General features: G+C 75.2%; 17 protein-coding genes and 1 tRNA gene. 16 read left to right on the forward strand and 2 right to left on the reverse strand.

Annotated elements, in window-relative coordinates:
• The first annotated feature begins 25 nt into the window (after nt 1-25).
• The 15 genes from ACI8AA_RS07730 to ACI8AA_RS07800 all read left to right on the forward strand — a co-directional run bounded on the left by ACI8AA_RS07730 (nt 26) and on the right by ACI8AA_RS07800 (nt 18,937).
• A complete protein-coding gene (locus tag ACI8AA_RS07730; RefSeq protein ID WP_457043911.1) occupies nt 26-439 on the forward strand; it encodes a hypothetical protein in 414 nt (137 codons plus the stop codon).
• Nucleotides 440-476: 37 nt separating this feature from the next.
• The gene (locus ACI8AA_RS07735; RefSeq protein WP_457043912.1) at nt 477-1,007 is read left to right on the forward strand and encodes a hypothetical protein; all 531 of its coding nucleotides are present in this window, start codon (nt 477-479) and stop codon (nt 1,005-1,007) included.
• 10 nt (nt 1,008-1,017) lie between these two features.
• Complete coding sequence (locus tag ACI8AA_RS07740) at nt 1,018-2,670, forward strand: FAD-binding dehydrogenase (RefSeq protein WP_457043913.1); 1,653 nt, start codon at nt 1,018-1,020, stop codon at nt 2,668-2,670.
• Nucleotides 2,667-3,329: a hypothetical protein gene (locus ACI8AA_RS07745; protein ID WP_457043914.1), complete on the forward strand. Its 663-nt coding sequence runs from the start codon at nt 2,667-2,669 to the stop codon at nt 3,327-3,329. The genes ACI8AA_RS07740 and ACI8AA_RS07745 overlap by 4 nt, the downstream gene beginning before the upstream one ends.
• A gap of 53 nt (nt 3,330-3,382) precedes the next feature.
• Nucleotides 3,383-3,757 carry a phosphoribosyl-AMP cyclohydrolase gene (gene hisI / locus ACI8AA_RS07750; RefSeq protein WP_457043915.1) on the forward strand — a complete coding sequence of 125 codons (375 nt, stop codon included), beginning with the start codon at nt 3,383-3,385 and terminating at the stop codon, nt 3,755-3,757.
• Complete coding sequence (locus tag ACI8AA_RS07755) at nt 3,744-5,252, forward strand: anthranilate synthase component I (RefSeq protein ID WP_457043916.1); 1,509 nt, start codon at nt 3,744-3,746, stop codon at nt 5,250-5,252. The genes hisI and ACI8AA_RS07755 overlap by 14 nt, the downstream gene beginning before the upstream one ends.
• Complete coding sequence (locus tag ACI8AA_RS07760) at nt 5,249-5,923, forward strand: Trp biosynthesis-associated membrane protein (RefSeq protein WP_457043917.1); 675 nt, start codon at nt 5,249-5,251, stop codon at nt 5,921-5,923. Before ACI8AA_RS07755 ends, ACI8AA_RS07760 begins: the two co-directional genes overlap by 4 nt.
• Nucleotides 5,924-5,980: 57 nt before the next feature.
• The gene (gene trpC / locus ACI8AA_RS07765; protein ID WP_457043918.1) at nt 5,981-6,790 is read left to right on the forward strand and encodes an indole-3-glycerol phosphate synthase TrpC; all 810 of its coding nucleotides are present in this window, start codon (nt 5,981-5,983) and stop codon (nt 6,788-6,790) included.
• Between the two features lie 125 nt (nt 6,791-6,915).
• Nucleotides 6,916-8,265: a tryptophan synthase subunit beta gene (trpB, locus tag ACI8AA_RS07770; RefSeq protein ID WP_457043919.1), complete on the forward strand. Its 1,350-nt coding sequence runs from the start codon at nt 6,916-6,918 to the stop codon at nt 8,263-8,265.
• A gap of 68 nt (nt 8,266-8,333) precedes the next feature.
• Entirely contained in the window at nt 8,334-9,131 is a 798-nt protein-coding gene (gene trpA, locus ACI8AA_RS07775) for a tryptophan synthase subunit alpha (RefSeq protein WP_457043920.1), read from the forward strand.
• Nucleotides 9,128-10,078 carry a prolipoprotein diacylglyceryl transferase gene (lgt, locus tag ACI8AA_RS07780; protein ID WP_457043921.1) on the forward strand — a complete coding sequence of 317 codons (951 nt, stop codon included), beginning with the start codon at nt 9,128-9,130 and terminating at the stop codon, nt 10,076-10,078. The genes trpA and lgt overlap by 4 nt, the downstream gene beginning before the upstream one ends.
• Before the next feature lie 316 nt (nt 10,079-10,394).
• Nucleotides 10,395-15,059, forward strand: coding sequence for a glutamate synthase large subunit (gene gltB, locus ACI8AA_RS07785; protein WP_457043922.1), 4,665 nt, complete (start codon nt 10,395-10,397; stop codon nt 15,057-15,059).
• The gene (locus ACI8AA_RS07790) at nt 15,052-16,539 is read left to right on the forward strand and encodes a glutamate synthase subunit beta (protein ID WP_457043923.1); all 1,488 of its coding nucleotides are present in this window, start codon (nt 15,052-15,054) and stop codon (nt 16,537-16,539) included. Before gltB ends, ACI8AA_RS07790 begins: the two co-directional genes overlap by 8 nt.
• A gap of 110 nt (nt 16,540-16,649) precedes the next feature.
• Complete coding sequence (gene pyk / locus ACI8AA_RS07795; protein ID WP_457043924.1) at nt 16,650-18,065, forward strand: pyruvate kinase; 1,416 nt, start codon at nt 16,650-16,652, stop codon at nt 18,063-18,065.
• Nucleotides 18,062-18,937 (forward strand): acyl-CoA thioesterase, encoded by an 876-nt coding sequence (locus ACI8AA_RS07800; protein ID WP_457043925.1) that lies wholly within the window; start codon nt 18,062-18,064, stop codon nt 18,935-18,937. The genes pyk and ACI8AA_RS07800 overlap by 4 nt, the downstream gene beginning before the upstream one ends.
• Here the strand turns inward: ACI8AA_RS07800 and ACI8AA_RS07805 are convergent.
• Both ACI8AA_RS07805 and ACI8AA_RS07810 read right to left on the reverse strand, forming a co-directional pair.
• A complete protein-coding gene (locus ACI8AA_RS07805) occupies nt 18,915-20,564 on the reverse strand; it encodes an aminotransferase class V-fold PLP-dependent enzyme (RefSeq protein WP_457043926.1) in 1,650 nt (549 codons plus the stop codon). The two genes, ACI8AA_RS07800 and ACI8AA_RS07805, sit on opposite strands and share 23 nt — an antisense overlap.
• 162 nt (nt 20,565-20,726) lie before the next feature.
• A tRNA-Leu gene (locus tag ACI8AA_RS07810) sits at nt 20,727-20,800 on the reverse strand.
• Between the two features lie 78 nt (nt 20,801-20,878).
• On the opposite strand from ACI8AA_RS07810, the gene ACI8AA_RS07815 reads away from it, so the two are divergent.
• Nucleotides 20,879-21,493, forward strand: coding sequence for an ANTAR domain-containing response regulator (locus ACI8AA_RS07815; protein ID WP_457043927.1), 615 nt, complete (start codon nt 20,879-20,881; stop codon nt 21,491-21,493).
• Nucleotides 21,494-21,550 lie beyond the last annotated feature (57 nt).

Consider the following 21,550-nt stretch of genomic DNA (forward strand, 5'->3'; position numbering starts at 1 on the left):
GGGCGCCGGCCCTAGGCTCCGCGGTGTGACCGCGTCGTCCACGAGCCCCTCCCGCATGCCCGGCACGGCGATCGCCGCCGCGGCGGTCGGCGCCCTCGGCGTGTTGCCGCTGGCCCTGGTCACCGTCCTGCCCTTCGTCCTCGGCGGCGTGCAGTCCGACGACGTCCGGGACTGGTGGGTCTACGCGCTGCTCCTGCTGCCCGTGGTGCAGCTCTTCGGCGTCGTCTGGCTGGTCTCCCGCCGGGGCCGGTGGCCGCTGCTCCTGGGCGCCGTGGGCTCCGTGGTGTTCGCCCTGCTCGTCATGGCGACGGCGGCCGCGGTCGGCGAGGACGTGGGCGTCGCGCCGGTCGTCGTCGCCGTCTGCCCCCTGGTCGCCGCGGGCCTCGCGCTCAGCCCCCGGGTGACGGCCTGGCTGGCCGGGCGGCGCCGGGCCGGCTGACGGGGTCCGGCCAGGAACCGGACATACGCTGCGCGGCATGCCGCCGTCCCCGCCCCGCCGGACGACGACCCGCCGCTCCCCGCGGGCGGCGCCCGCGTCGTCCTCGGTCGTCCGGCGGACCGCCCCGCCGGCCGCGTCCGGCCGCCCGCTGACCGCGCCGTTCGCCGCCGTGTTCGGCCTGCTCGTCGCCGCCGAGGACCTCTACCTCGGCCGGCTGCTCTGGGAGGGCCTGCCCCCGGGCTGGGGGCGGTACCTGGCGGCCTCCGCGGTCCTGGCGGTGCTCGCGGTCGCCGGGGCGGCGCTGGTGTGGCTGGGCCGGGGCCGCGGCTGGCTGGTGCTCGCCGTGGCCGCGGTGCTGCCGCTGCTCCTGCTGCTCGGCGTGGCCCTGCTCTTCGGCGCCCTCGGCGACGGCTCGTCGGTCGGCTGGGCGCTGGCGCTGCTCGTCGGCCCGGTCGGCTGTCTGGCGCTGACGGTGCGCCGCCCGATCCGGGAGTGGACCCGTCCCGGCCGGGCGACACCGCCCCGGGTGCAGCCGGGGCGGACCCCCCGGGGCGGCCGCGCCCGCTAGCGTGCCCGCCGTGATCGACACAGACGTCGTCGTGGTGGGGTCCGGCCTGGCCGGGCTGGTGGCCACCGCCGAGCTGGCCGACGCCGGCCGGCGGGTGGTGCTCGTCGAGCAGGAGCCGGAGGCGTCCTTCGGCGGGCAGGCGTGGTGGTCCTTCGGCGGGCTGTTCCTCGTCGACTCGCCCGAGCAGCGCCGCCTGCGCGTCCGCGACTCGCTGGAGCTGGCCCGCCAGGACTGGTTCGGCACCGCCGCCTTCGACCGCGCCGAGGACCACTGGCCCCGGCAGTGGGCCGAGGCGTACCTGGAGTTCGCGGCGGGGGAGAAGCGGGCCTGGCTGCGCGAGCAGGGCGTCGGCTTCTTCCCCGTCGTCGGCTGGGCCGAGCGCGGCGGCTACACCGCCACCGGCCACGGCAACTCCGTGCCCCGCTTCCACATCGTCTGGGGCACCGGCCCCGGCATCGTCGAGCCGTTCGCCCGCCGGGTGCGCGCCGCCGTCGAGCGCGGGCTGGTCGAGCTGCGCTTCCGGCACCGGGTGACCTCGCTGGTCGTCACCGACGGCGCGGTCACCGGCGTCCGCGGCGAGGTGCTCGAGCCCAGCGGCGCCGCCCGCGGGGAGGCCAGCTCGCGCACCGCCGTCGGGGACTTCGAGATCGCCGCGCAGGCCGTCGTCGTCACCTCCGGCGGCATCGGGGGCAACCACGACCTGGTCCGGCAGAACTGGCCGGCCCGGCTGGGCCCCGCACCGCAGCGGCTGCTGTCCGGCGTCCCCGCGCACGTCGACGGGCTCATGCTCCAGGCCACCGAGGCCGCCGGCGCCAACCTGATCAACCGCGACCGCATGTGGCACTACACCGAGGGGATCGCCAACCACTCCCCGGTGTGGGAGCGGCACGGCATCCGGATCCTGCCCGGGCCCTCCTCGCTGTGGCTGGACGCGACCGGGCAGCGGCTGCCGGTCCCGCTGTTCCCCGGCTTCGACACCCTCGGCACCCTCGCCCACATCGGGCAGACCGGGTACGAGCACACCTGGTTCGTGACGACGAAGAAGATCGTCGAGAAGGAGTTCGCGCTGTCGGGCTCCGAGCAGAACCCCGACCTGACGGGCAGGGACCTCAAGCTGCTCGTGGGCCGGGTCCGGTCCGGCGTCTCGGCGCCCGTGCAGGCCTTCCTCGACCGCGGCGAGGACTTCGTGACGGCGACGTCGCTGCCCGAGCTGGTCACCGGGATGAACCGGATCACCGGCGGGGCGCCCGAGGTGTCGCTGGAGACCGTGGAGCGCGAGGTCGTCGCCCGCGACCGCGAGGTGGCCCACCCGTTCACCAAGGACCTGCAGATCACCGCGGTCCGCGGCGCGCGCAGCTACCTCGGCGACAAGCTCATCCGGGTGGCCCCGCCGCACCGGCTGCTCGACCCCGAGGCCGGCCCGCTGATCGCCGTCCGGCTCAACCTGCTCACCCGCAAGACCCTCGGCGGGCTGGAGACCGACCTGTCCGGCCGGGTGCTGCGCGCCAGCGGCGAGCCGTTCCCCGGCCTGTACGCGGCCGGGGAGGCGTCGGGCTTCGGTGGCGGCGGCATGCACGGCTACCGGTCGCTGGAGGGCACCTTCCTCGGCGGCTGCCTGTTCTCCGGCCGGGTCGCGGGCCGGGCGCTGGCGGCGGCCCTGTGAGCTCGCCCGGCAGCCCCTGGGCCGACCCGGCCGCGGGGACCGAACCGGTCGCCTACGCGGGGCCGCCGGTCACCGCGCCGTACGCCGCGCCGCCCCCGGTGTACGGCGGGTACCCGCCGGGCTGGCCGGCCGCGCCGTACTGGCCGGCCTACGGCCCGCCGGTGCCGCAGCGGCCGCGCCGGCCGGGGCTGGTGGTCGCCGCCGCGGTCCTCGCCTTCGTGCAGGCCGCCGTCGTCGCGCTGTCGTCGGCCTACGTGCTGCTGCTGGCGAGCACGTTCGGCGTCTTCGCCTCGATCCCCGACGCCACCACCGGGGCCGACGACCTGTACGGCCTGGTCACCGAGGTCACGGTGGTCTCGGCGGTCCAGCTGCTCTCGGCGGTCCTGCTGGTCGTCGCGGGGGTGCTGGTGCTCAACCGGCGCAGCCGGGCGGTGTGGTCGACACTGCTCCTCGGCTTCGGCGTGCAGCTCGCCCTGGCGGTCTACTGGCTGGTCCGGCTGACCTCCCTCGCCGACCTCGCGGGCTTCGACCCCACCGGCGTGCTCGTCGTCGGCGTGCTGTTCTACGCCGCCGCCCCGGCCGTGGGCCTGGGCCTGCTGCTGGCCGGCGCCGTCCGCCGGTGGGCCGCCGGCGCGGACGCGCCGCCGGCCACGGGGTGACCGCGAGGGGCCGCTGACCCGGCCGGTCCCCGCGGCGGGGGAGAATCGCCGGCATGCCCGCCGTGCCCGCCGTCGACTCCGCCCTCGACCCCGCCGTCGCCGCGCTGCTGCGCCGCGACCCGGCGGGGCTGGTCGCCGCCGTCGTGCAGCAGCACGACACCGGCGAGGTCCTCATGGTCGCCTGGATGGACGACGAGGCGCTGCACCGCACCCTGACCAGCGGCCGGGCCACCTACTGGTCGCGCAGCCGCGAGGAGTACTGGGTGAAGGGCGATACCTCCGGGCACCGGCAGTGGGTCCGCGACGTGCGGCTGGACTGCGACGGCGACGCGCTGCTGGTGCTCGTCGACCAGGAGGGCCCGGCCTGCCACACCGGCGAGCGCAGCTGCTTCCACCGCGACCTGGAGGTCACCCGTGCGGCTCGGTGAGACCAGCCCCTCGCGCGAGGCGTTCGCCGCCCTGGACCAGCCGGTCGTGCCGGTCACCCGGCGGCTGCTGGCCGACGGCGAGACCGCGGTGGGCATCTACCGCAAGCTGGCCGGCAACCGGCCCGGCACCGTGCTGCTCGAGTCGGCCGAGCAGGGCAAGCGCTGGTCGCGCTACAGCTTCGTCGGCGTGCGCAGCGCCGGGGTGCTCACCGAGCGCGACGGCCGGACGCTGTGGCTCGGCGACCCGCTGCCCGGGCTCACCGACGACCTGCCCGAGGACCCGCTGGCCGCGGTCCGCACGCTGGCCCGCCGGCTGCGCTCGCCGCGCCGGGAGGACCTGCCGCGGCTGACCGGCGGGCTGGTCGGCTACCTGGGCTACGACGTCGTACGGCGGCTGGAGCGGCTGCCGGTCACCGCCGCCGACGACCTCGGCATGCCCGAGCTGTCGCTGGCGCTGGTCACCGACCTCGCCGTCCTCGACCACACCGACGGCACGGTGCTGCTCATCGCCAACGCCCTGACCGGGTCCGGCGACGCCGACACGGCCTGGGACGACGCCGTCGCCCGCCTCGACGCCATGGCCGCCGACCTCACCAAGGCGGTGCCGCCGGGCGTGGCCACGTTCACCCCCGCCGAGCCGCCGCCGGTGCGCAGCACGATGGCGCCGGGGGAGTACGAGGCCGGGGTGGAGACGGTGCGCGAGCACATCCGCGCCGGCGACGCCTTCCAGGTCGTGCTGGCGCAGCGGTTCGAGACCGACACCGACGTCGACGCGCTCGACCTCTACCGGGTGCTGCGGGCCACCAACCCTTCGCCGTACATGTACCTGCTGCGCTTCGCCGGCCGGGAGACGCCGTTCGACGTCGTCGGCTCCTCGCCGGAGGCGCTGGTGACCGTGACCGGCAGCTCGGCCGTCGTCCACCCGCCGGCCGGCACGCGCCCGCGCGGCGCGACCGAGGAGGAGGACCTGCGGCTGGCCGAGGGGCTGCTCGCCGACCCCAAGGAGCGCGCCGAGCACGTCATGCTCGTCGACCTCGCGCGCAACGACCTGGGCCGGGTGTGCGTGCCGGGCACCGTCGAGGTGCCCGACTTCATGCGGATCGAGTACTACAGCCACGTCATGCACCTGGTCTCCACCGTCGGCGGCGAGGTGGCGCCCGGCCGCGACGCGCTCGACGTCTTCGACGCGACCTTCCCGGCCGGCACCGTCTCCGGCGCCCCGAAGCCGCGGGCGATGGAGATCATCGAGTCGCTGGAGCCCACCCGGCGGGCGCTGTACGCGGGCACCGTCGGGTACGTCGACGCCGGCGGGGACCTGGACATGGCGATCGCCATCCGCACCGCGGTGCTCCACCAGGGCCGGGCGTACGTCCAGGCCGGCGCCGGGATCGTCGCCGACAGCGACCCCGCCACCGAGGAGGCCGAGACCCGGCACAAGGCGCGGGCGGTGCTCTCGGCGATCGCGACCGCGGAGGGCATGCGGGAGGTGCGGTGAGCGCGGCGCGGCGGGAGCTGGGGACGGCGCTCGCCGGCTGCGCGCTCGCCGGCGGGCTGGCGCTGTCGGCGGGCGGGCAGACCTGGGCGACGGTCACGGTCACCCGGCGCCCGCCGCTGCCGCCGGTCACCGAGACGCTGACCGGGTCGTCGCTGGCGCCGCTGGTGCCCGCCGCCGGGCTGCTGCTGCTCGCCGCGGCGGTCGCCGTCCTCGCGGTCCGCGGCGCCGGGCGGGTCGCGGTGGGGGTGCTCGTGGCGCTGGCGGGCGCGGCGCTGGCCTGGTCGGCGGTGCGCGTGCTGGCCGGCGGGGCGGACACCACCGCGGCGGCGCCGGGGGAGCGGCGCACCGCCGACCTCGCGGCCGCCTGGCCGGTGCTGTGCCTGGTCGCCGCGGTCGTCGCGCTGGCCGCCGGGGTGCTCGTCGCCGTCCGCGGCCGCCGCTGGCCGGCCATGGGCCGCCGCTACGAGCGGGCACCCGGCGCGGCCACCGCGCCGGCCCCGGCGCGGGCCCGCACCGCGGAGGACCGGGCGCTGGACGCCTGGCGCGCCCTCGACCGCGGCGACGACCCCACGGCCGACCCCACGGCCGACCCTGCCGGCGACCCCGCCGACGACCCGGCGCCCGGCCCGGCCGGTGACCCGGCGGCCGGACCCCGGGGCCGCCGTCGCTAGGGTGGGTCCACCGTCCGACCGGCACCGGACCGGCCGACCGAGCAGCGAGGAGGCGGTGTGACCGTCCTCGACGACATCGTCGCCGGCGTCCGCGAGGACGTCGCGGCGCGCGAGGCGGCCACCCCGCTGGCCGAGGTCCGGGCCGCCGCCCGCGACGCCCGCCCCGCCCGCGACGCCCTGGCCGCGCTCCGCGAGCCCGGTGTCGGCGTGATCGCGGAGGTCAAGCGCCGCAGCCCCAGCAAGGGCGCGCTGGCCGACATCCCCGACCCCGCCGTCCTCGCCGCCCAGTACGCCGCCGGCGGCGCCCGGGTGATCAGCGTCCTCACCGAGCGGCGCCGCTTCGGCGGGTCGCATGCCGACCTGGCCGCCGTCCGCGCCGCCGTCGACGTGCCGGTTCTGTGCAAGGACTTCGTGGTCAGCAGCTACCAGGTGCACGAGGCCCGCGCCCACGGCGCCGACGTCGTCCTGCTGATCGTCGCGGCCCTGGAGCAGAACGCGCTGCTGGGCCTGCTCGAGCGGGTCGAGTCGCTCGGCATGACCGCCCTGGTCGAGGTGCACACCGAGGCCGAGGCCGACCGCGCGCTGGCCGCCGGCGCCTCGGTGATCGGCGTCAACGCCCGCGACCTCACCACCCTCGACGTCGACCTCGGCACCTTCGAGCGGATCGCGCCCGGGCTGCCCTCGGGCGTGGTCAAGGTCGCCGAGTCCGGCGTCCGCGGCCCGCGCGAGCTCATCGCCTACGCCTCCGCCGGCGCCGACGCCGTCCTGGTCGGCGAGGGCCTGGTCACCGCCGGCGACCCGCGCCAGGCGGTCGCCGACCTGGTCACCGCCGGGTCGCACCCCGCGGTCCCCCGCACCGCGCGCTGAGGAAGGACCCCTCTGCCCCCACCCCTCGCAGGCTCGGGGCGGGCCCCTGCAGAGGAGCCGCTCGCGGGCGCGGCACGTGGACCCCCTACGCCACCAGCGCGCCCCGGCGCGGGACACTGGGGGGCATGACCACGAGTGCCGTCCACCCGCCCGAGCAGCGCAGCGACCCGGCGCGCCCGGCGTGGCCCGACGCCACCGGTCACTTCGGCGTCTTCGGCGGCCGGTTCGTCCCCGAGGCGCTGATCGCCGCCCTCGACGAGCTCACCGAGGCCTACGAGGCCATGCGGGTCGACCCCGCGTTCGTCGCCGAGTTCGCCGCCCTGCAGCGCGACTACACCGGCCGCCCGAGCCCGGTCACCGAGGTGCCGCGCTTCGCCGAGCACTGCGGCGGCGCCCGCGTGCTGCTCAAGCGCGAGGACCTCAACCACACCGGCTCGCACAAGATCAACAACGTGCTGGGCCAGGCGCTGCTCACGCGGCGGATCGGGAAGCAGCGGGTCATCGCCGAGACCGGCGCCGGCCAGCACGGCGTCGCCACCGCGACCGCCGCGGCGCTCATGGGCCTGTCCTGCACGATCTACATGGGCGAGGAGGACACCCGCCGGCAGGCGCTCAACGTCGCCCGCATGCGGCTGCTCGGCGCCGAGGTGGTGCCGGTGACCACCGGCTCGCGCACCCTCAAGGACGCGATCAACGAGGCGTTCCGCGACTGGGTGACCAACGTCGAGACCACCAACTACGTCTTCGGCACCGTCGCCGGCCCGCACCCGTTCCCGGCGATGGTCCGCGACTTCCAGCGGGTGATCGGCGACGAGGCCCGCGCCCAGGTGCTCGAGCGCGAGGGCCGGCTGCCCGACGCCGTCCTCGCCTGCGTCGGCGGCGGCTCCAACGCCATCGGCATCTTCACCGCGTTCGTGCCCGACGAGGGCGTCCGCCTGGTCGGCCTGGAGGCCGGCGGCGACGGCGTCGAGACCGGCCGGCACGCCGCGACGATCACCGGGGGAGCGCCCGGCGTGCTGCACGGCGCCCGCTCCTACCTGCTGCAGGACGACAACGGCCAGACGATCGAGTCGCACTCGATCAGCGCCGGGCTGGACTACCCCGGCGTCGGGCCCGAGCACAGCTTCCTGCACGACGTCGGCCGGGCCGAGTACCGCCCGGTCACCGACGCCGAGGCCATGGAGGCCTTCGCGCTGCTGTGCCGGACCGAGGGCATCATCCCGGCGATCGAGTCCGCGCACGCCCTCGCCGGTGCCATGCGGCTCGGCCGCGAGCTGGGACCCGACGCCCTCCTGCTGGTCAACCTCTCCGGCCGGGGGGACAAGGACGTCGAGACCGCGTCGCGCTGGTTCGGCCTCGGCGACCGCGACGAGGTCGACCCCGGCCCCGGAATGGACACCCACCAGCAGCCCACCGAGGGCGCCGTCGCCTCCGGCGACGCGGTGCCCGGCCGGGCCGCGGGGAGCCCGTCGTGAGCGAGCTCGCGAGCTCAGCAAGGGCACAGCAGCCGCGAGCGGCCGACGAGCGCCAGCGAGGAGTGCCAGTGAGCCGCCTGGAGCAGCGCATCCGCGCCGCCCGCGCCGAGGGCCGCGCCGCGCTGGTCGCCTACCTGCCGGTCGGCTACCCCAGCGTGGACGACTCGATCGCGGCCATGGTCGCGGCGGTGGAGGGCGGGGCCGACGTCGTGGAGATCGGCGTCCCCTACTCCGACCCCGGCATGGACGGCCCGGTCATCCAGCAGGCGGTCGACCCCGCCGTGCGCGCCGGCGTCGGCATGCGCGACGTGCTGCGCGCCGTCGAGGCCGTCGACGCCGCGGGCGCGGTGCCGGTGGTCATGAGCTACTGGAACCCGGTCGAGCGCTACGGCGTCGAGCGGTTCGCCGCCGACCTGGCCGCCGCCGGGGGAGCGGGCGCGATCACGCCCGACCTCATCCCCGACGAGGCCGCCGCGTGGCTCGCGGCGTCGGAGGAACACGACCTGGACCGGGTGTTCCTCGTCGCGCCGTCGTCCACCGACGCGCGGCTGGCGTCGACCACCGCGGCCTGCCGCGGGTTCGTCTACGCCGCGTCCACGATGGGCGTCACCGGCACCCGCGCCACCGTCGGCGACGCCGCCGAGCGGCTGGTCGCCCGCACCCGCGCGGTCACCGACACCCCGGTGTGCGTGGGTCTGGGCGTCTCCGACGGCGACCAGGCCGCCGAGGTGGCGGGCTTCGCCGACGGCGTCATCGTCGGGTCGGCCTACGTGCGGGAGCTGCTCGAGGGCCGGGGCGCCGACGGCGTGCGCCGGCTGTCCGGGGAGCTCGCCGCGGGCGTGCGCCGCCGGGTGGCCGTGCCGTGACCGTCCTCGCGAGCATCCCCAGCCCGGCGCAGGGGGTGTGGCACCTCGGGCCGTTCCCGCTGCGCGCCTACGCGCTGTGCATCATCGCCGGCATCGTCGCGGCCTGCTGGATCGCCGAGAGGCGCTGGGTCGCCCGCGGCGGCCGGCCCGGCGAGGTGCTCGACATCGCGATGTGGGCGGTGCCCTTCGGGATCATCGGCGGCCGGCTCTACCACGTGATCAGCACGCCGCAGCCCTACTTCGGCGAGAACGGCGACCCGGTCAAGGCGTTCGCCATCTGGGAGGGCGGCCTCGGCATCTGGGGCGCCATCGCCCTCGGCGGCGTCGGCGCCTGGATCGCCTGCCGCCGCCGCGGCATCCCGCTGCCGGCGTTCGGTGACGCCATCGCCCCCGGCCTGCTGGTGGCCCAGGCGGTCGGCCGGCTGGGCAACTGGTTCAACCAGGAGCTGTTCGGCCGGCCCACCACGCTGCCCTGGGGCCTGGAGATCGACCTGGCGCACCGCCCCGACGGCTACGGGGCGTTCGCCACCTTCCACCCGGCGTTCCTCTACGAGCTGCTGTGGAACCTCGCCGCGGCCGCGGTCGTCGTCTGGGCCGACCGCCGGTTCCGGCTGTCCCACGGCCGCGCGTTCGCGCTCTACGTCGCGCTGTACTGCGCCGGCCGGCTGTGGATCGAGGTGCTGCGCATCGACGACGCCAACCGCTTCCTCGGCGTCCGGCTCAACGTGTTCACCTGCATCGTGGTGGGGCTGCTCGCCGTGGCCTACATGGTCTGGCAGCGCGGCCGCCCGCGGGAGGTGATCCACCCGGACGCCCCCGCCGGACGTGACGACGACGACACCCCGGCCGCCGACGCCGGCACCGCCGACGACGCCCCGACCAGCACCGACGCGCCCGCCCAGGAGCGGCGGGGTGACCGGTCTCACGACGCGCCGGGCACCACCTGAGAGGACGCGCCGACGGATCGGTTTCCACCGGTGGGCCGGGTGTCACCGCTGTGTACCCTCCTGTCCAGACCCGCCGGTGATCCTGGTGTGTCGTTCGCGTCGAAACCGGGCCAGCGCTGCCCCGCGGGACGACGACCCCGCGCAACCACCCGCGGGGCCGCCGGTCCTCCGCCTGTCCGGGCCACCGTGTCCCGGCCGGTCACCGGCTCCGCTGTCCGCCACTGCTTCCGTGCACCGCACCCTCTGACCACCGGCCGGGCCCCGCGCCCCGCGACGTCCTCCGGGGACCGCGCGCAGGCCGACGACGGGAGTGATCATGTCCGGGTCCCGCACCCCCGCCCCCCGCACCACCGCCGGCTCGGCCGTCCCCTTCTCGGCGACGCCGGCGGCCTCCGGTCTCTACGACCCGGCGAACGACTCGGATGCCTGCGGCGTCGCCTTCGTGGCCGACGCCCGCGGCCGCCGCTCCCGCGCGATCGTGGCCGCCGGCCTGACCGCGCTGCACAACCTCGACCACCGCGGGGCCGCCGGCTCCGAGCCCAACTCCGGGGACGGCGCCGGCATCCTGACCCAGGTGCCCGACGCGCTGCTGCGGGCCAGCGTCGACTTCGACCTGCCCCCGCTGGGTGAGTACTCCGTCGGCGTCGCCTTCCTCCCGGTCGACGAGCAGGAGCGGGCCGCCCGCTACGCCGACGTCGAGCGGATCGCCGCCGAGGAGGGCCTGACCGTCCTCGGGTGGCGCGACGTGCCGGTCGACCCCGACGGCGCCGACCTCGGCCCCACCGCCCGCGCGGTCATGCCGCACTTCGGGCAGCTGTTCGTCGCCGAGACCATGGGCGCCCGCGCCGACGAGCAGGCCTTCGGCGGCCCGCGCGAGGTCAACGGCGTCACCCGGCTGGAGCGGCGCTCGTTCGTGCTGCGCAAGCGCGCCGAGCGGGAGGCCCGCGAGGCCGGCAGCTCGCTCTACGTCGTCTCGCTGTCCAGCCGCACCATCACCTACAAGGGCATGCTGACCACCGACCAGCTGCCCGCGTTCTTCCCCGACCTGCGCGACGAGCGCTACGAGTCGGCGATCGCGCTGGTGCACAGCCGGTTCTCCACCAACACCTTCCCGAGCTGGCCGCTGGCGCACCCGTTCCGGTTCATCGCCCACAACGGCGAGATCAACACCATCAAGGGCAACCGCAACCGGATGCGCGCCCGCGAGGCCAAGCTCGAGACCGAGCTGTTCGACGGCCCCGCCGGCCCGGCCTCCGAGCTCGGCCTGGACCGGGTCTTCCCGGTCACCGCGAGCGACTTCAGCGACTCGGCGACCTTCGACGAGGTGCTCGAGCTGCTGCACCTGTCCGGCCGCTCGCTGCCGCACGCGGTGCTCATGATGATCCCGGAGGCGTGGGAGAACCACGACGAGATGGACCCGGCCCGCCGGGCCTTCTACCGGTTCCACTCCTCGATCATGGAGCCCTGGGACGGGCCGGCCTGCGTCGCGTTCACCGACGGCACGCTCATCGGCGCCGTCCTCGACCGCAACGGCCTGCGCCCGGGCCGCTGGTGGCACACCAAGGACGACCTCGTCGTCCTCGCCAGCGAGGCCGGCGTCCTCGACATCCCGGCTGGCGACGTCGTCGCCAAGGGCCGGCTGCAGCCGGGCCGGATGTTCCTCGTCGACACCGCGTCGGGTGCGATCGTCTCCGACGAGGACGTCAAGGGCGCCCTGGCCGCCGAGCACCCCTACGAGGACTGGCTGCACGCCGGCCTGGTGCACCTGCCCTCGCTCCCCGAGCGGCGGCGCGCGCGGCCCAGCCACGAGTCGGTGGTGCGCCGCCAGCAGCTGTTCGGCTACACCGAGGAGGAGCTGCGCGTCCTCCTCACGCCGATGGCCGCCACCGGCGCCGAGCCGATCGGCTCCATGGGCACCGACACCCCGATCGCGGCGCTGTCGGACCGCTCGCGGCAGCTCTACGACTACTTCGGGCAGCTGTTCGCCCAGGTGACCAACCCGCCGCTGGACGCCATCCGCGAGGAGCTGGTCACCAGCCTCGGGCGCACCTTCGGCCCGGAGCAGAACCTGCTCACGGCCACCCCGGCCTCCTGCCGGCAGGTGTACCTGCCCTACCCGGTCATCGACAACGACGAGCTGGCCAAGATCCTGCACATCGACGACGACGGCGACCTGCCCGGCTTCGCCGCCGTCCGGATCACCGGCCACTTCGACGTCACCGGCGGCGGCCCCGCGCTGGTGCAGGCGGTCGAGGAGCTGCGGAACAAGGTCAGCAAGGCGATCGCGGCCGGCGCGCGGGTCATCGTGCTCTCCGACCGCGACTGCGACGAGAAGCGCGCGCCGATCCCGTCGCTGCTCATGACCGCCGCCGTCCACCACCACCTGGTGCGCGAGCGCACCCGCATGGAGGTCGGCCTGGTCGTCGAGTCCGGCGACTGCCGCGAGGTGCACCACGTCGCGCTGCTGCTCGGCTACGGCGCGGCCGCGGTCAACCCGTACCTGGCCTTCGAGTCCATCGAGGACCTCATCCGCGACGGCGTCCTCACCGGCGTGCAGCCCGCCCAGGCGGTGCGCAACGTCGTCAAGGCGCTCGGCAAGGGCGTCCTCAAGGTCATGAGCAAGATGGGCATCAGCACCGTCGGCTCGTACACGATGGCGCAGATCTTCGAGGCCGTCGGCCTGTCGCAGGACGTCGTCGACGAGTACTTCACCGGCACCTCGTGTCCTCTCGGCGGCGTCGGCATGGACGTCCTCGCCGAGGAGGTCGCCATGCGGCACCGGCGCGCCTACCCGGAGAACCCGACCGAGCGCGCGCACCGGCGGCTGGAGACCGGCGGCGAGTACCAGTGGCGCCGCGAGGGCGAGGTGCACCTGTTCAACCCCGAGACGGTGTTCCTGCTCCAGCACTCCACCCGCTCGCGGCAGTTCGAGGTGTTCCAGCGCTACACCGACACCGTCGACGCGCTCTCGGAGGAGGCCGCCACGCTGCGCGGCCTGTTCGAGATCAGGAAGGGCGTGCGCCCGCCGGTGCCGCTCGAGGAGGTCGAGCCGGCCAGCGAGATCGTCAAGCGCTTCCAGACCGGCGCGATGAGCTACGGCTCCATCTCGCAGGAGGCGCACGAGACCCTCGCCATCGCCATGAACCGGCTCGGCGGCAAGTCGAACACCGGTGAGGGCGGGGAGGACCCCGACCGCTACGTGCCCGACCCGAACGGCGACCTGCGCCGCTCGGCGATCAAGCAGGTGGCCAGCGGCCGCTTCGGCGTGACCAGCGAGTACCTGGTCAACTCCGACGACATCCAGATCAAGATGGCGCAGGGCGCCAAGCCCGGCGAGGGCGGCCAGCTGCCCGGCGGCAAGGTCTACCCGTGGGTGGCCCGCACCCGGCACTCGACGCCGGGCGTCGGCCTGATCAGCCCGCCGCCGCACCACGACATCTACTCGATCGAGGACCTCAAGCAGCTCATCCACGACCTCAAGAACGCGAACACCGAGGCGCGGATCAACGTCAAGCTGGTCGCCGAGGTCGGGGTCGGGACGGTCGCGGCCGGCGTCAGCAAGGCGCACGCCGACGTCGTCCTGATCTCCGGGCACGACGGCGGCACCGGTGCCGCCCCGCTGACCTCGCTCAAGCACGCCGGCTCGCCGTGGGAGCTGGGCCTGGCCGAGACGCAGCAGACGCTGCTGGCCAACGGCCTGCGCGACCGGATCGTGGTGCAGGCCGACGGCCAGATGAAGACCGGCCGCGACGTGCTCGTCGCGATGCTGCTCGGCGCCGAGGAGTACGGCTTCGCCACCGCTCCGCTGGTGGTGTCGGGCTGCATCATGATGCGGGTCTGCCACCTGGACACCTGCCCGGTCGGCGTGGCCACCCAGAACCCGGAGCTGCGCAAGCGGTTCACCGGGCGGCCGGAGTTCGTCGTCACCTTCTTCGAGTTCCTCGCCGAGCAGGTCCGGCAGTACCTCGCCGAGCTGGGCTTCCGCTCGGTCGACGAGGCCGTCGGCCACACCGAGCTGCTCGACACCCGGCGCGCGGTCGACCACTGGAAGGCCAGCGGCCTGGACCTCTCGCCGATGCTCGCGCAGCCCGAGCTCCCCGAGGGCGCGTCCCGTCGGGCGGTCCGCACCCAGGACCACGGCCTCGACGTCGCGCTGGACCAGACGCTGATCCAGCTGTGCGAGGGCGCCCTGCTCGACGCGCGGCCGGTGCGCCTGGAGCTGCCGGTGCGCAACGTCAACCGCACCGTCGGCACGATGCTCGGCTCGATGGTGACCCGCCGCTTCGGCGGCGAGGGCCTGCCCGACGACACGATCGACCTGACCTTCACCGGGTCGGCCGGCCAGTCCTTCGGCGCCTTCGTGCCGCGCGGCATCACCATGCGGCTGCTCGGCGACGCCAACGACTACGTCGGCAAGGGCCTGTCCGGCGGGCGGATCGTCGTCCGCCCGGCCCGGGAGGCGACCTTCGCCGCCGAGGACAACGTCATCGCCGGCAACGTCATCGGCTACGGCGCCACCAGCGGGGAGGTCTTCCTGCGCGGGCGGGTCGGCGAGCGGTTCTGCGTGCGCAACTCCGGCGCGCTGGCCGTCGTCGAGGGCGTCGGCGACCACGCGCTGGAGTACATGACCGGCGGCCGCGCGGTGATCCTCGGGCCCACCGGGCGCAACGTCGCGGCCGGCATGTCCGGCGGCATCGGCTACGTCCTGGACCTCGCCCGGCACCGGGTGAACCCCGAGATGGTCGACGTCGAGGCGCTGGACGGCGAGTCCGCGCAGTGGCTGCGCGACGTGCTGGTCCGGTACCACGCCGAGACCGAGTCGCCGGTCGCGGCGGCCCTGCTGGCCGACTGGGGCCGCTGGTCCGAGCAGTTCAGCGTGATCATGCCGCGCGACTACCGTCGCGCCCTCGAGGCCCGGCGCGCCGCCGAGGCCGCCGGCACGGATGTGGATCGAGCAGTGATGGAGGCCGCACGTGGCTGACTCCACGGGGTTCCTGAAGTACGAGCGGGCGCTGCCGCCCCGGCGGCCGGTCGACGTCCGCATCCTCGACTGGAAGGACGTCTACCTCTCCCGGCAGAACGGGGAGGACGGCGTCTACCCGGTCGCCGCGCTGCGCCAGCAGGCCGCGCGGTGCATGGACTGCGGCATCCCGTTCTGCCACCACGGCTGCCCGCTGGGCAACCTGATCCCGGAGTGGAACGACCTCGCCCGCCGGGACGACTGGCGCGACGCGATCGAGCGGCTGCACGCGACCAACAACTTCCCGGAGTTCACCGGGAAGCTGTGCCCGGCTCCCTGCGAGGGCGCCTGCGTGCTGAACCTGCAGGACTCGCCGGTCACGATCAAGCAGATCGAGTGGGAGATCATCGACCAGGCCTTCGAACACGGCTACGTCGAGCCGCAGGCCCCGGCCGAGCGCACCGGCAAGAAGGTCGCCGTCGTCGGGTCCGGGCCGGCGGGCCTGGCCGCCGCACAGCAGCTCACCCGCGCCGGGCACGACGTCACCGTCTACGAGCGGGCGGACAAGGTCGGCGGGCTGCTCCGGTACGGCATCCCCGAGTTCAAGATGGAGAAGGCCGTCCTGGACCGGCGGCTGGACCAGATGCGCGCCGAGGGCACCCGCTTCGTCACGGGCGTCGAGGTCGGCGGCAACGGCCCGGACGACCTGTCGGCCGAGCAGCTGCGCGGGGAGTTCGACGCCGTCGTGATCGCCGCGGGCGCCACCGTCGGCCGCGACCTGCCCGCCCCCGGGCGGGAGCTCGCCGGCATCCACCTGGCCATGGAGTTCCTGCCCTTCGGCAACCGGCAGGCGCTCGGCGAGCTCGACGACCCGCCGATCACCGCCCGGGGCAAGGACGTCGTGATCATCGGCGGCGGCGACACCGGCGCGGACTGCCTGGGCACCTCGCACCGGCAGGGCGCCCGCTCGGTCACCCAGCTGGAGATCATGCCCGCGCCACCGGACAAGCGGGCCGAGGGCAACCCCTGGCCGACCTACCCGATGATCATGCGGGTCTCCTCGGCGCACGAGGAGGGCGGCGAGCGGCTGTACTCGGTGAACACCGAGCGCTTCCTCGGCGACGACGAGGGCCGCGTGCGCGCCCTGGTCATCCACGAGGTGGAGCGGGTCGACGGCCGGTTCCAGAAGGTCGAGGGCACCGAGCGCGAGCTGCCGGCCCAGCTGGTGCTGCTGGCCATGGGCTTCACCGGTGTGCAGCGCGAGGGCCTGGTCGAGGCGCTGGGCCTCGACGTCGACGGGCGCGGCAACGTCGCCCGTGACGGCGAGTTCATGTCCACCGTGCCCGGCGTGTTCGTGGCCGGCGACGCCGGCCGCGGCCAGTCGCTGATCGTGTGGGCCATCGCCGAGGGCCGCGCCGCCGCCGGTGCGGTCGACCAGTGGCTGACCGGTGCCTCCATGCTGCCCCGGCCGGTCACCCCGACCGCCGTGGCGCTGCGCTGACACCCCGGTAGCCCGTCGAAGCGCTCCGGACAGGGGCCGGGTCCCCGCGACACCCGCGGGACCCGGCCCCCGTCCGTTCCGCCCCGAGGCGGCGCACTAGCGTTCTCCCCATGTCCCGCCGCGCGAAGATCGTCTGCACCCTGGGCCCGGCCACCAGCTCCCTCGAGCAGATCACCGCCCTGGTCGAGTCGGGGATGGACGTCGCCCGGCTCAACTTCAGTCACGGATCGCACGCCGACCACGAGAAGGCCTACCTCCACGTGCGCCAGGCGTCGGACCGCACCGGCCGCGCCGTCGCCGTCCTGGCCGACCTGCAGGGGCCCAAGATCCGCCTCGGCACGTTCGCCGACGGCCCGGTCCACTGGGCCACCGGCAGCCGCGTCTGCATCACCGTCGAGGACGTCGAGGGCACCGCCGAGCGTGTCTCGACCACCTACAAGGGCCTGGCCAACGACGCCCGCGTCGGCGACCGGCTGCTGGTCGACGACGGCAAGCTCGCCCTCTCGGTCGTCTCCGTCGACGGGCCCGACGTCTGGTGCCTGGTCGTCGAGGGCGGCGAGGTCTCCAACAACAAGGGCCTGTCGCTGCCCGGTGTCGCCGTGAGCGTGCCGGCGCTGTCGGGGAAGGACGAGGAGGACCTCCGCTTCGCCCTGCACCTGTCGGTCGACTTCGTCGCGCTGTCGTTCGTCCGCTCGCCCGCCGACGTCGAGCTGGTCCGCGACATCATGCGCCAGGAGGACGTGCACGTCCCCGTCGTCGCCAAGCTGGAGAAGCCCGAGGCGGTGGCGAACCTGGAGGCGATCGTCGAGGCCTTCGACGGGGTCATGGTGGCCCGCGGGGACCTCGGCGTGGAGCTGCCGCTCGAGAAGGTGCCGCTGGTGCAGAAGCGCGCCGTGCAGGCCGCCCGGGAGCGCAACAAGCCGGTCATCGTCGCCACCCAGATGCTCGAGTCGATGATCACCAACTCGCGGCCCACCCGCGCCGAGGCCTCCGACGTCGCCAACGCCGTCCTCGACGGCGCCGACGCGGTGATGCTCTCCGGCGAGACCTCGGTCGGGCGCTACCCGATCGCGGCGGTGCGCACGATGGAGCGGATCATCGACGCCGTCGAGAGCTCCGACGCGCGCGCCCCGGAGATCACCCGGCGGTCCCGGTCCCGCTCCGGCGCGATCGTCCGCGCGGCCCGGGACATCGGCGAGGCGCTGGACGTCAAGGCGCTGTGCACCTTCACCCAGACCGGCGAGACCACCCGCCGGCTGGCCGCCCTGCACCCCCGCCAGCCGCTGCTGGCCTTCACCGTCGACGGCCGGGTCCGCAGCCAGCTGGCGCTGTCCTGGGGCGTGGAGACCTTCCTCGTGCCCTCGGTGCAGCACACCGACGACATGGTCGAGCAGGTGGACTTCTCGCTGCTGTCCATCGGCCGGCTCAAGGTCGGCGACCGCGTCGTCGTCGTCGCGGGCAGCCCGCCGAACACGGTCGGGTCGACCAACCTCATCCGGGTGCACGAAGTCGGCACCGACTCGTGACCGGCGGCGGGACCCAGGCCGCCGCGCTGATGAGCGTCCTCGACCTGGAGGAGCGCTCGCCCGACGTCTTCGTGGGGCAGACCCCGACCACCACGCTGCAGCGCATCTTCGGCGGGCAGGTGGCCGGGCAGGCGCTGATGGCGGCCACGCGCACGGTGCCGGGCGGCCGCGGCGTGCACTCGCTGCACTCGTACTTCCTGCGGCCCGGTGACCCGCACGAGGAGCTGCGCTACACCGTCGAGCGGATCCGCGACGGCCGGTCCTTCTCCACCCGCCGGGTCATCGCCTGCCAGACCCGGCGCGGTGAGGACGTCGCCGTCTTCGCGCTGACCGCGGACTTCCACGCCGGCGAGCCGGGCGTCGTCGCGCACTCGCGGCCGATGCCGGAGGTGCCGCGGCCCGAGGAGCTGCTGTCGCTGGCCGACCACGCCGCCGGGTACGGCGACCTGGCGGCCCCGGCGCTGGAGATCAGCCGGGCCGTGGAGCAGCGGCCGCTGGTCAACCCGTTCGCGCCGGACCCGAAGACCCCGCCGGCCACCCAGTCGCACGCCTGGTTCCGGGTGGCCGGCCGGCTCCCCGACGACGCCGGGGTGCAGGCGGCGGCGCTGACCTTCGTCAGCGACCTGACGCTGCTGTCCGCGGGGCTGGCGCGGGTCGGCGGCGGGTGGGGCGGGCGCTACGTCGGCGCCAGCCTCGACCACGCGATCTGGTTCCACGCGCCGTTCCGCGCCGACGAGTGGTTCCTCTACGAGACCGACAGCCCGGCGGCCTCCGAGGGCCGCGCGCTGTGCTTCGGCAGCATCTGGGCCGCCGACGGCCGGCACGTGGCCACGGTGGCCCAGGAGGGGCTCATCCGGTCACTGGGGGAGTAGCCGGCACCGCCTCGGCCGGCACGACGTCGGCCGGCACGTCCTCGGCCGGGGTCTCCTCCGGGGCCGCCTGCTCGGCGGCGTGCCGCCGGGCCGTCTCCTCCTCGGCCGCCCGCCGCTCGGCCTCCTTGCGCTCGGCCTCGGCGCGGGCGCGCTCGGCGGCCTGCTCGGCGAAGTCGGCGGCCAGCCATTCGTGGCCCTCGCACAGCAGCGCCCACGCCCGCTCGACGTGCGTCCGCGTCGTCGCCGGCGCGCCGATCGCCACCCGCAGCACCACCGCGCCGCGCACGGTCGTGTGGGTGAGGTACACCTCGCCGCCGTCGTTGAGCCGCTCCAGCAGCGTCATGGTCGCGACGTCGGCGTCGACGTCGGCCGGCCAGCGCGGCCGCAGGCACACCAGCGACAGCGGGTGCGGGGCGGCGACGTCGAAGCGGTCGTCGGCCTCGGCCCAGCCGGCGAGCTCCTGCGCGAGCGCGACACCGGACCGGACGTGCGCGCGCAGCCCCTCGGCGCCGTACCAGCGCAGCACGGTCCACAGCTTGAGCGCGCGGAACCGGCGGCCCAGCTCGATCTGCCAGTCGCGGTAGTCGACGACCGCGCCGGCCTCGGTGGCGGCGTTGCGCAGGTACTCGGGGAGGATCGACAGCGCGCCGGTGAGCGCCGCCCGGTCGGCGACCCAGAACAGGGTCGCGTCGAAGCCGGTGAGCAGCCACTTGTGCGCGTCGGTGGTGTAGCTGTCGGCCTCCTCGACGCCGGCCTGCAGGTGCCGCAGCTCCGGGGCGACGGCGCTCACGCCCGCGTACGCGGCGTCGACGTGCAGCCAGGCGCCGTAGCGGCGGCAGATCCGCCCGATCTCGGCCAGCGGGTCCACCGCGGTGGTCGACGTCGTCCCGACCGTGGCGCAGACCAGCACCGGCCTCAGCCCCCGGGCGGTGTCGCGCTCCAGCCGGGCGGCCAGCGCGCCCGGGCGCATCGCCAGGTCGCCGTCGACCTCCACGACCCGGATGGCGTCGGTGCCCAGCCCGGCGATCCGGACGGCCTTCTCCATCGACGAGTGGGTCTCGGAGGAGACGTAGACCGTGTACTCCTCCGGCACCACGCCGTGCCGGACGGTGGCCCCGCCGCTGGCCCGGTGCAGCGCCGCGAGGAGGGCGACCAGGTTGGCCCCGGAGCTGGAGTCCTGGACGACGCCGCCGCCGCTGCCCGTGGAGCGGAACGCCTCCGGCAGCCCGAGCAGGTCGGCGAACCAGTCCAGGACGTGCTGCTCGAGCTCGGTGGCCGCCGGGCTGGTCACCCACGACATGCCCTGGACGCCCAGGCCCGCCGAGAGCAGGTCGCCGAGCACCGAGGGGCCGGAGGTGTTGGCCGGGAAGTAGGCGAGGAAGCCGGGGTGCTGCCAGTGGGTGATCCCCGGCAGGACGACCTGCTCGAGGTCCGCGAGGACGGCGGAGAACGGCTCGCCCTGCTCCGGCGCCGACGGCGGGAGCGCCGCGCGGACGTCGCCGGGGGCGACCCGCGAGCGGACGGGGAAGGACTCGACGCGCGCCCAGTAGTCGGCGATCCAGTCGACCACCTCGTGACCGTGCTGCCGGAACTGCTCGGGGGTCATGTGGGGCACGGGCTCGCTCACCCCGACACCGTATGGCGCTGCCGCGACGACCACGTGAGCCGCCCCGCGAGGCGGTGGGAGGAGTGGGGGCCGGAGGCCTCCGCGACGAGCGCCGGGACGGGCTCCGCGCGGCGGGCACGGCACGTGGTGACGGTGTCGTCCGGCAGGACGACGACGTCGGGGTGCCCCCGGTGCGACTCGAACGCACACTGCGCGGGTTTTGAATCCGCTCCCTCTGCCGATTGGGGTACGGGGGCAGGCGCCGCGACCGACGTCACGACCCGGTCAGCGTAACCGGGACGCCGCTCCCAGCCGTCGTCGCTAGGCTCCTCCGCGTGAGCAGCGAGCCGACCCGGGTCCTCATCGCCGAGGACGAGGCCCTCATCCGCCTCGACCTCAAGGAGATGCTCGAGGAGGAGGGGTACGTCGTCGTCGCCGAGGCCGGGGACGGGCAGACCGCCGTCGACCGCGCCCGGGAGCTGACGCCGGACCTCGTCATCCTCGACATCCAGATGCCGGTCCTCGACGGGCTGGCGGCCGCCGAGCAGATCGCCTCGGCGCGGATCGCGCCGGTCATCGTGCTCACCGCCTTCAGCCAGCGCGAGCTGGTCGAGCGGGCGCGCGACGCCGGCGCGATGGCCTACCTGGTCAAGCCGTTCTCCAAGAACGACCTCGTGCCGGCCATCGAGGTGGCCCGCGCCCGGTTCACCGAGATCGCCGCATTGGACGGCGAGGTGCGCACGCTCGAGGAGCGGCTGGAGGCCCGCAAGGTCGTGGAGAAGGCCAAGGGCCGGCTCATGGCCGAGCAGGGGATGACCGAGGCCGAGGCCTTCCGCTGGATCCAGCGCACGGCCATGAACGAGCGGACGTCGATGAAGGCGCTCGCCGAGCGGATCCTCGCCACGGACGAGGCTGCTGCGGAGGGTGCACCCTCCCGGGGGAACCCGTAACCCGACCGGAACAGACCAGGTCACGACCCCATCACGGTCTCCGCGGACCCGCATCCT

The sequence above is a fragment of the Geodermatophilus sp. SYSU D01180 genome (genome assembly GCF_054050415.1).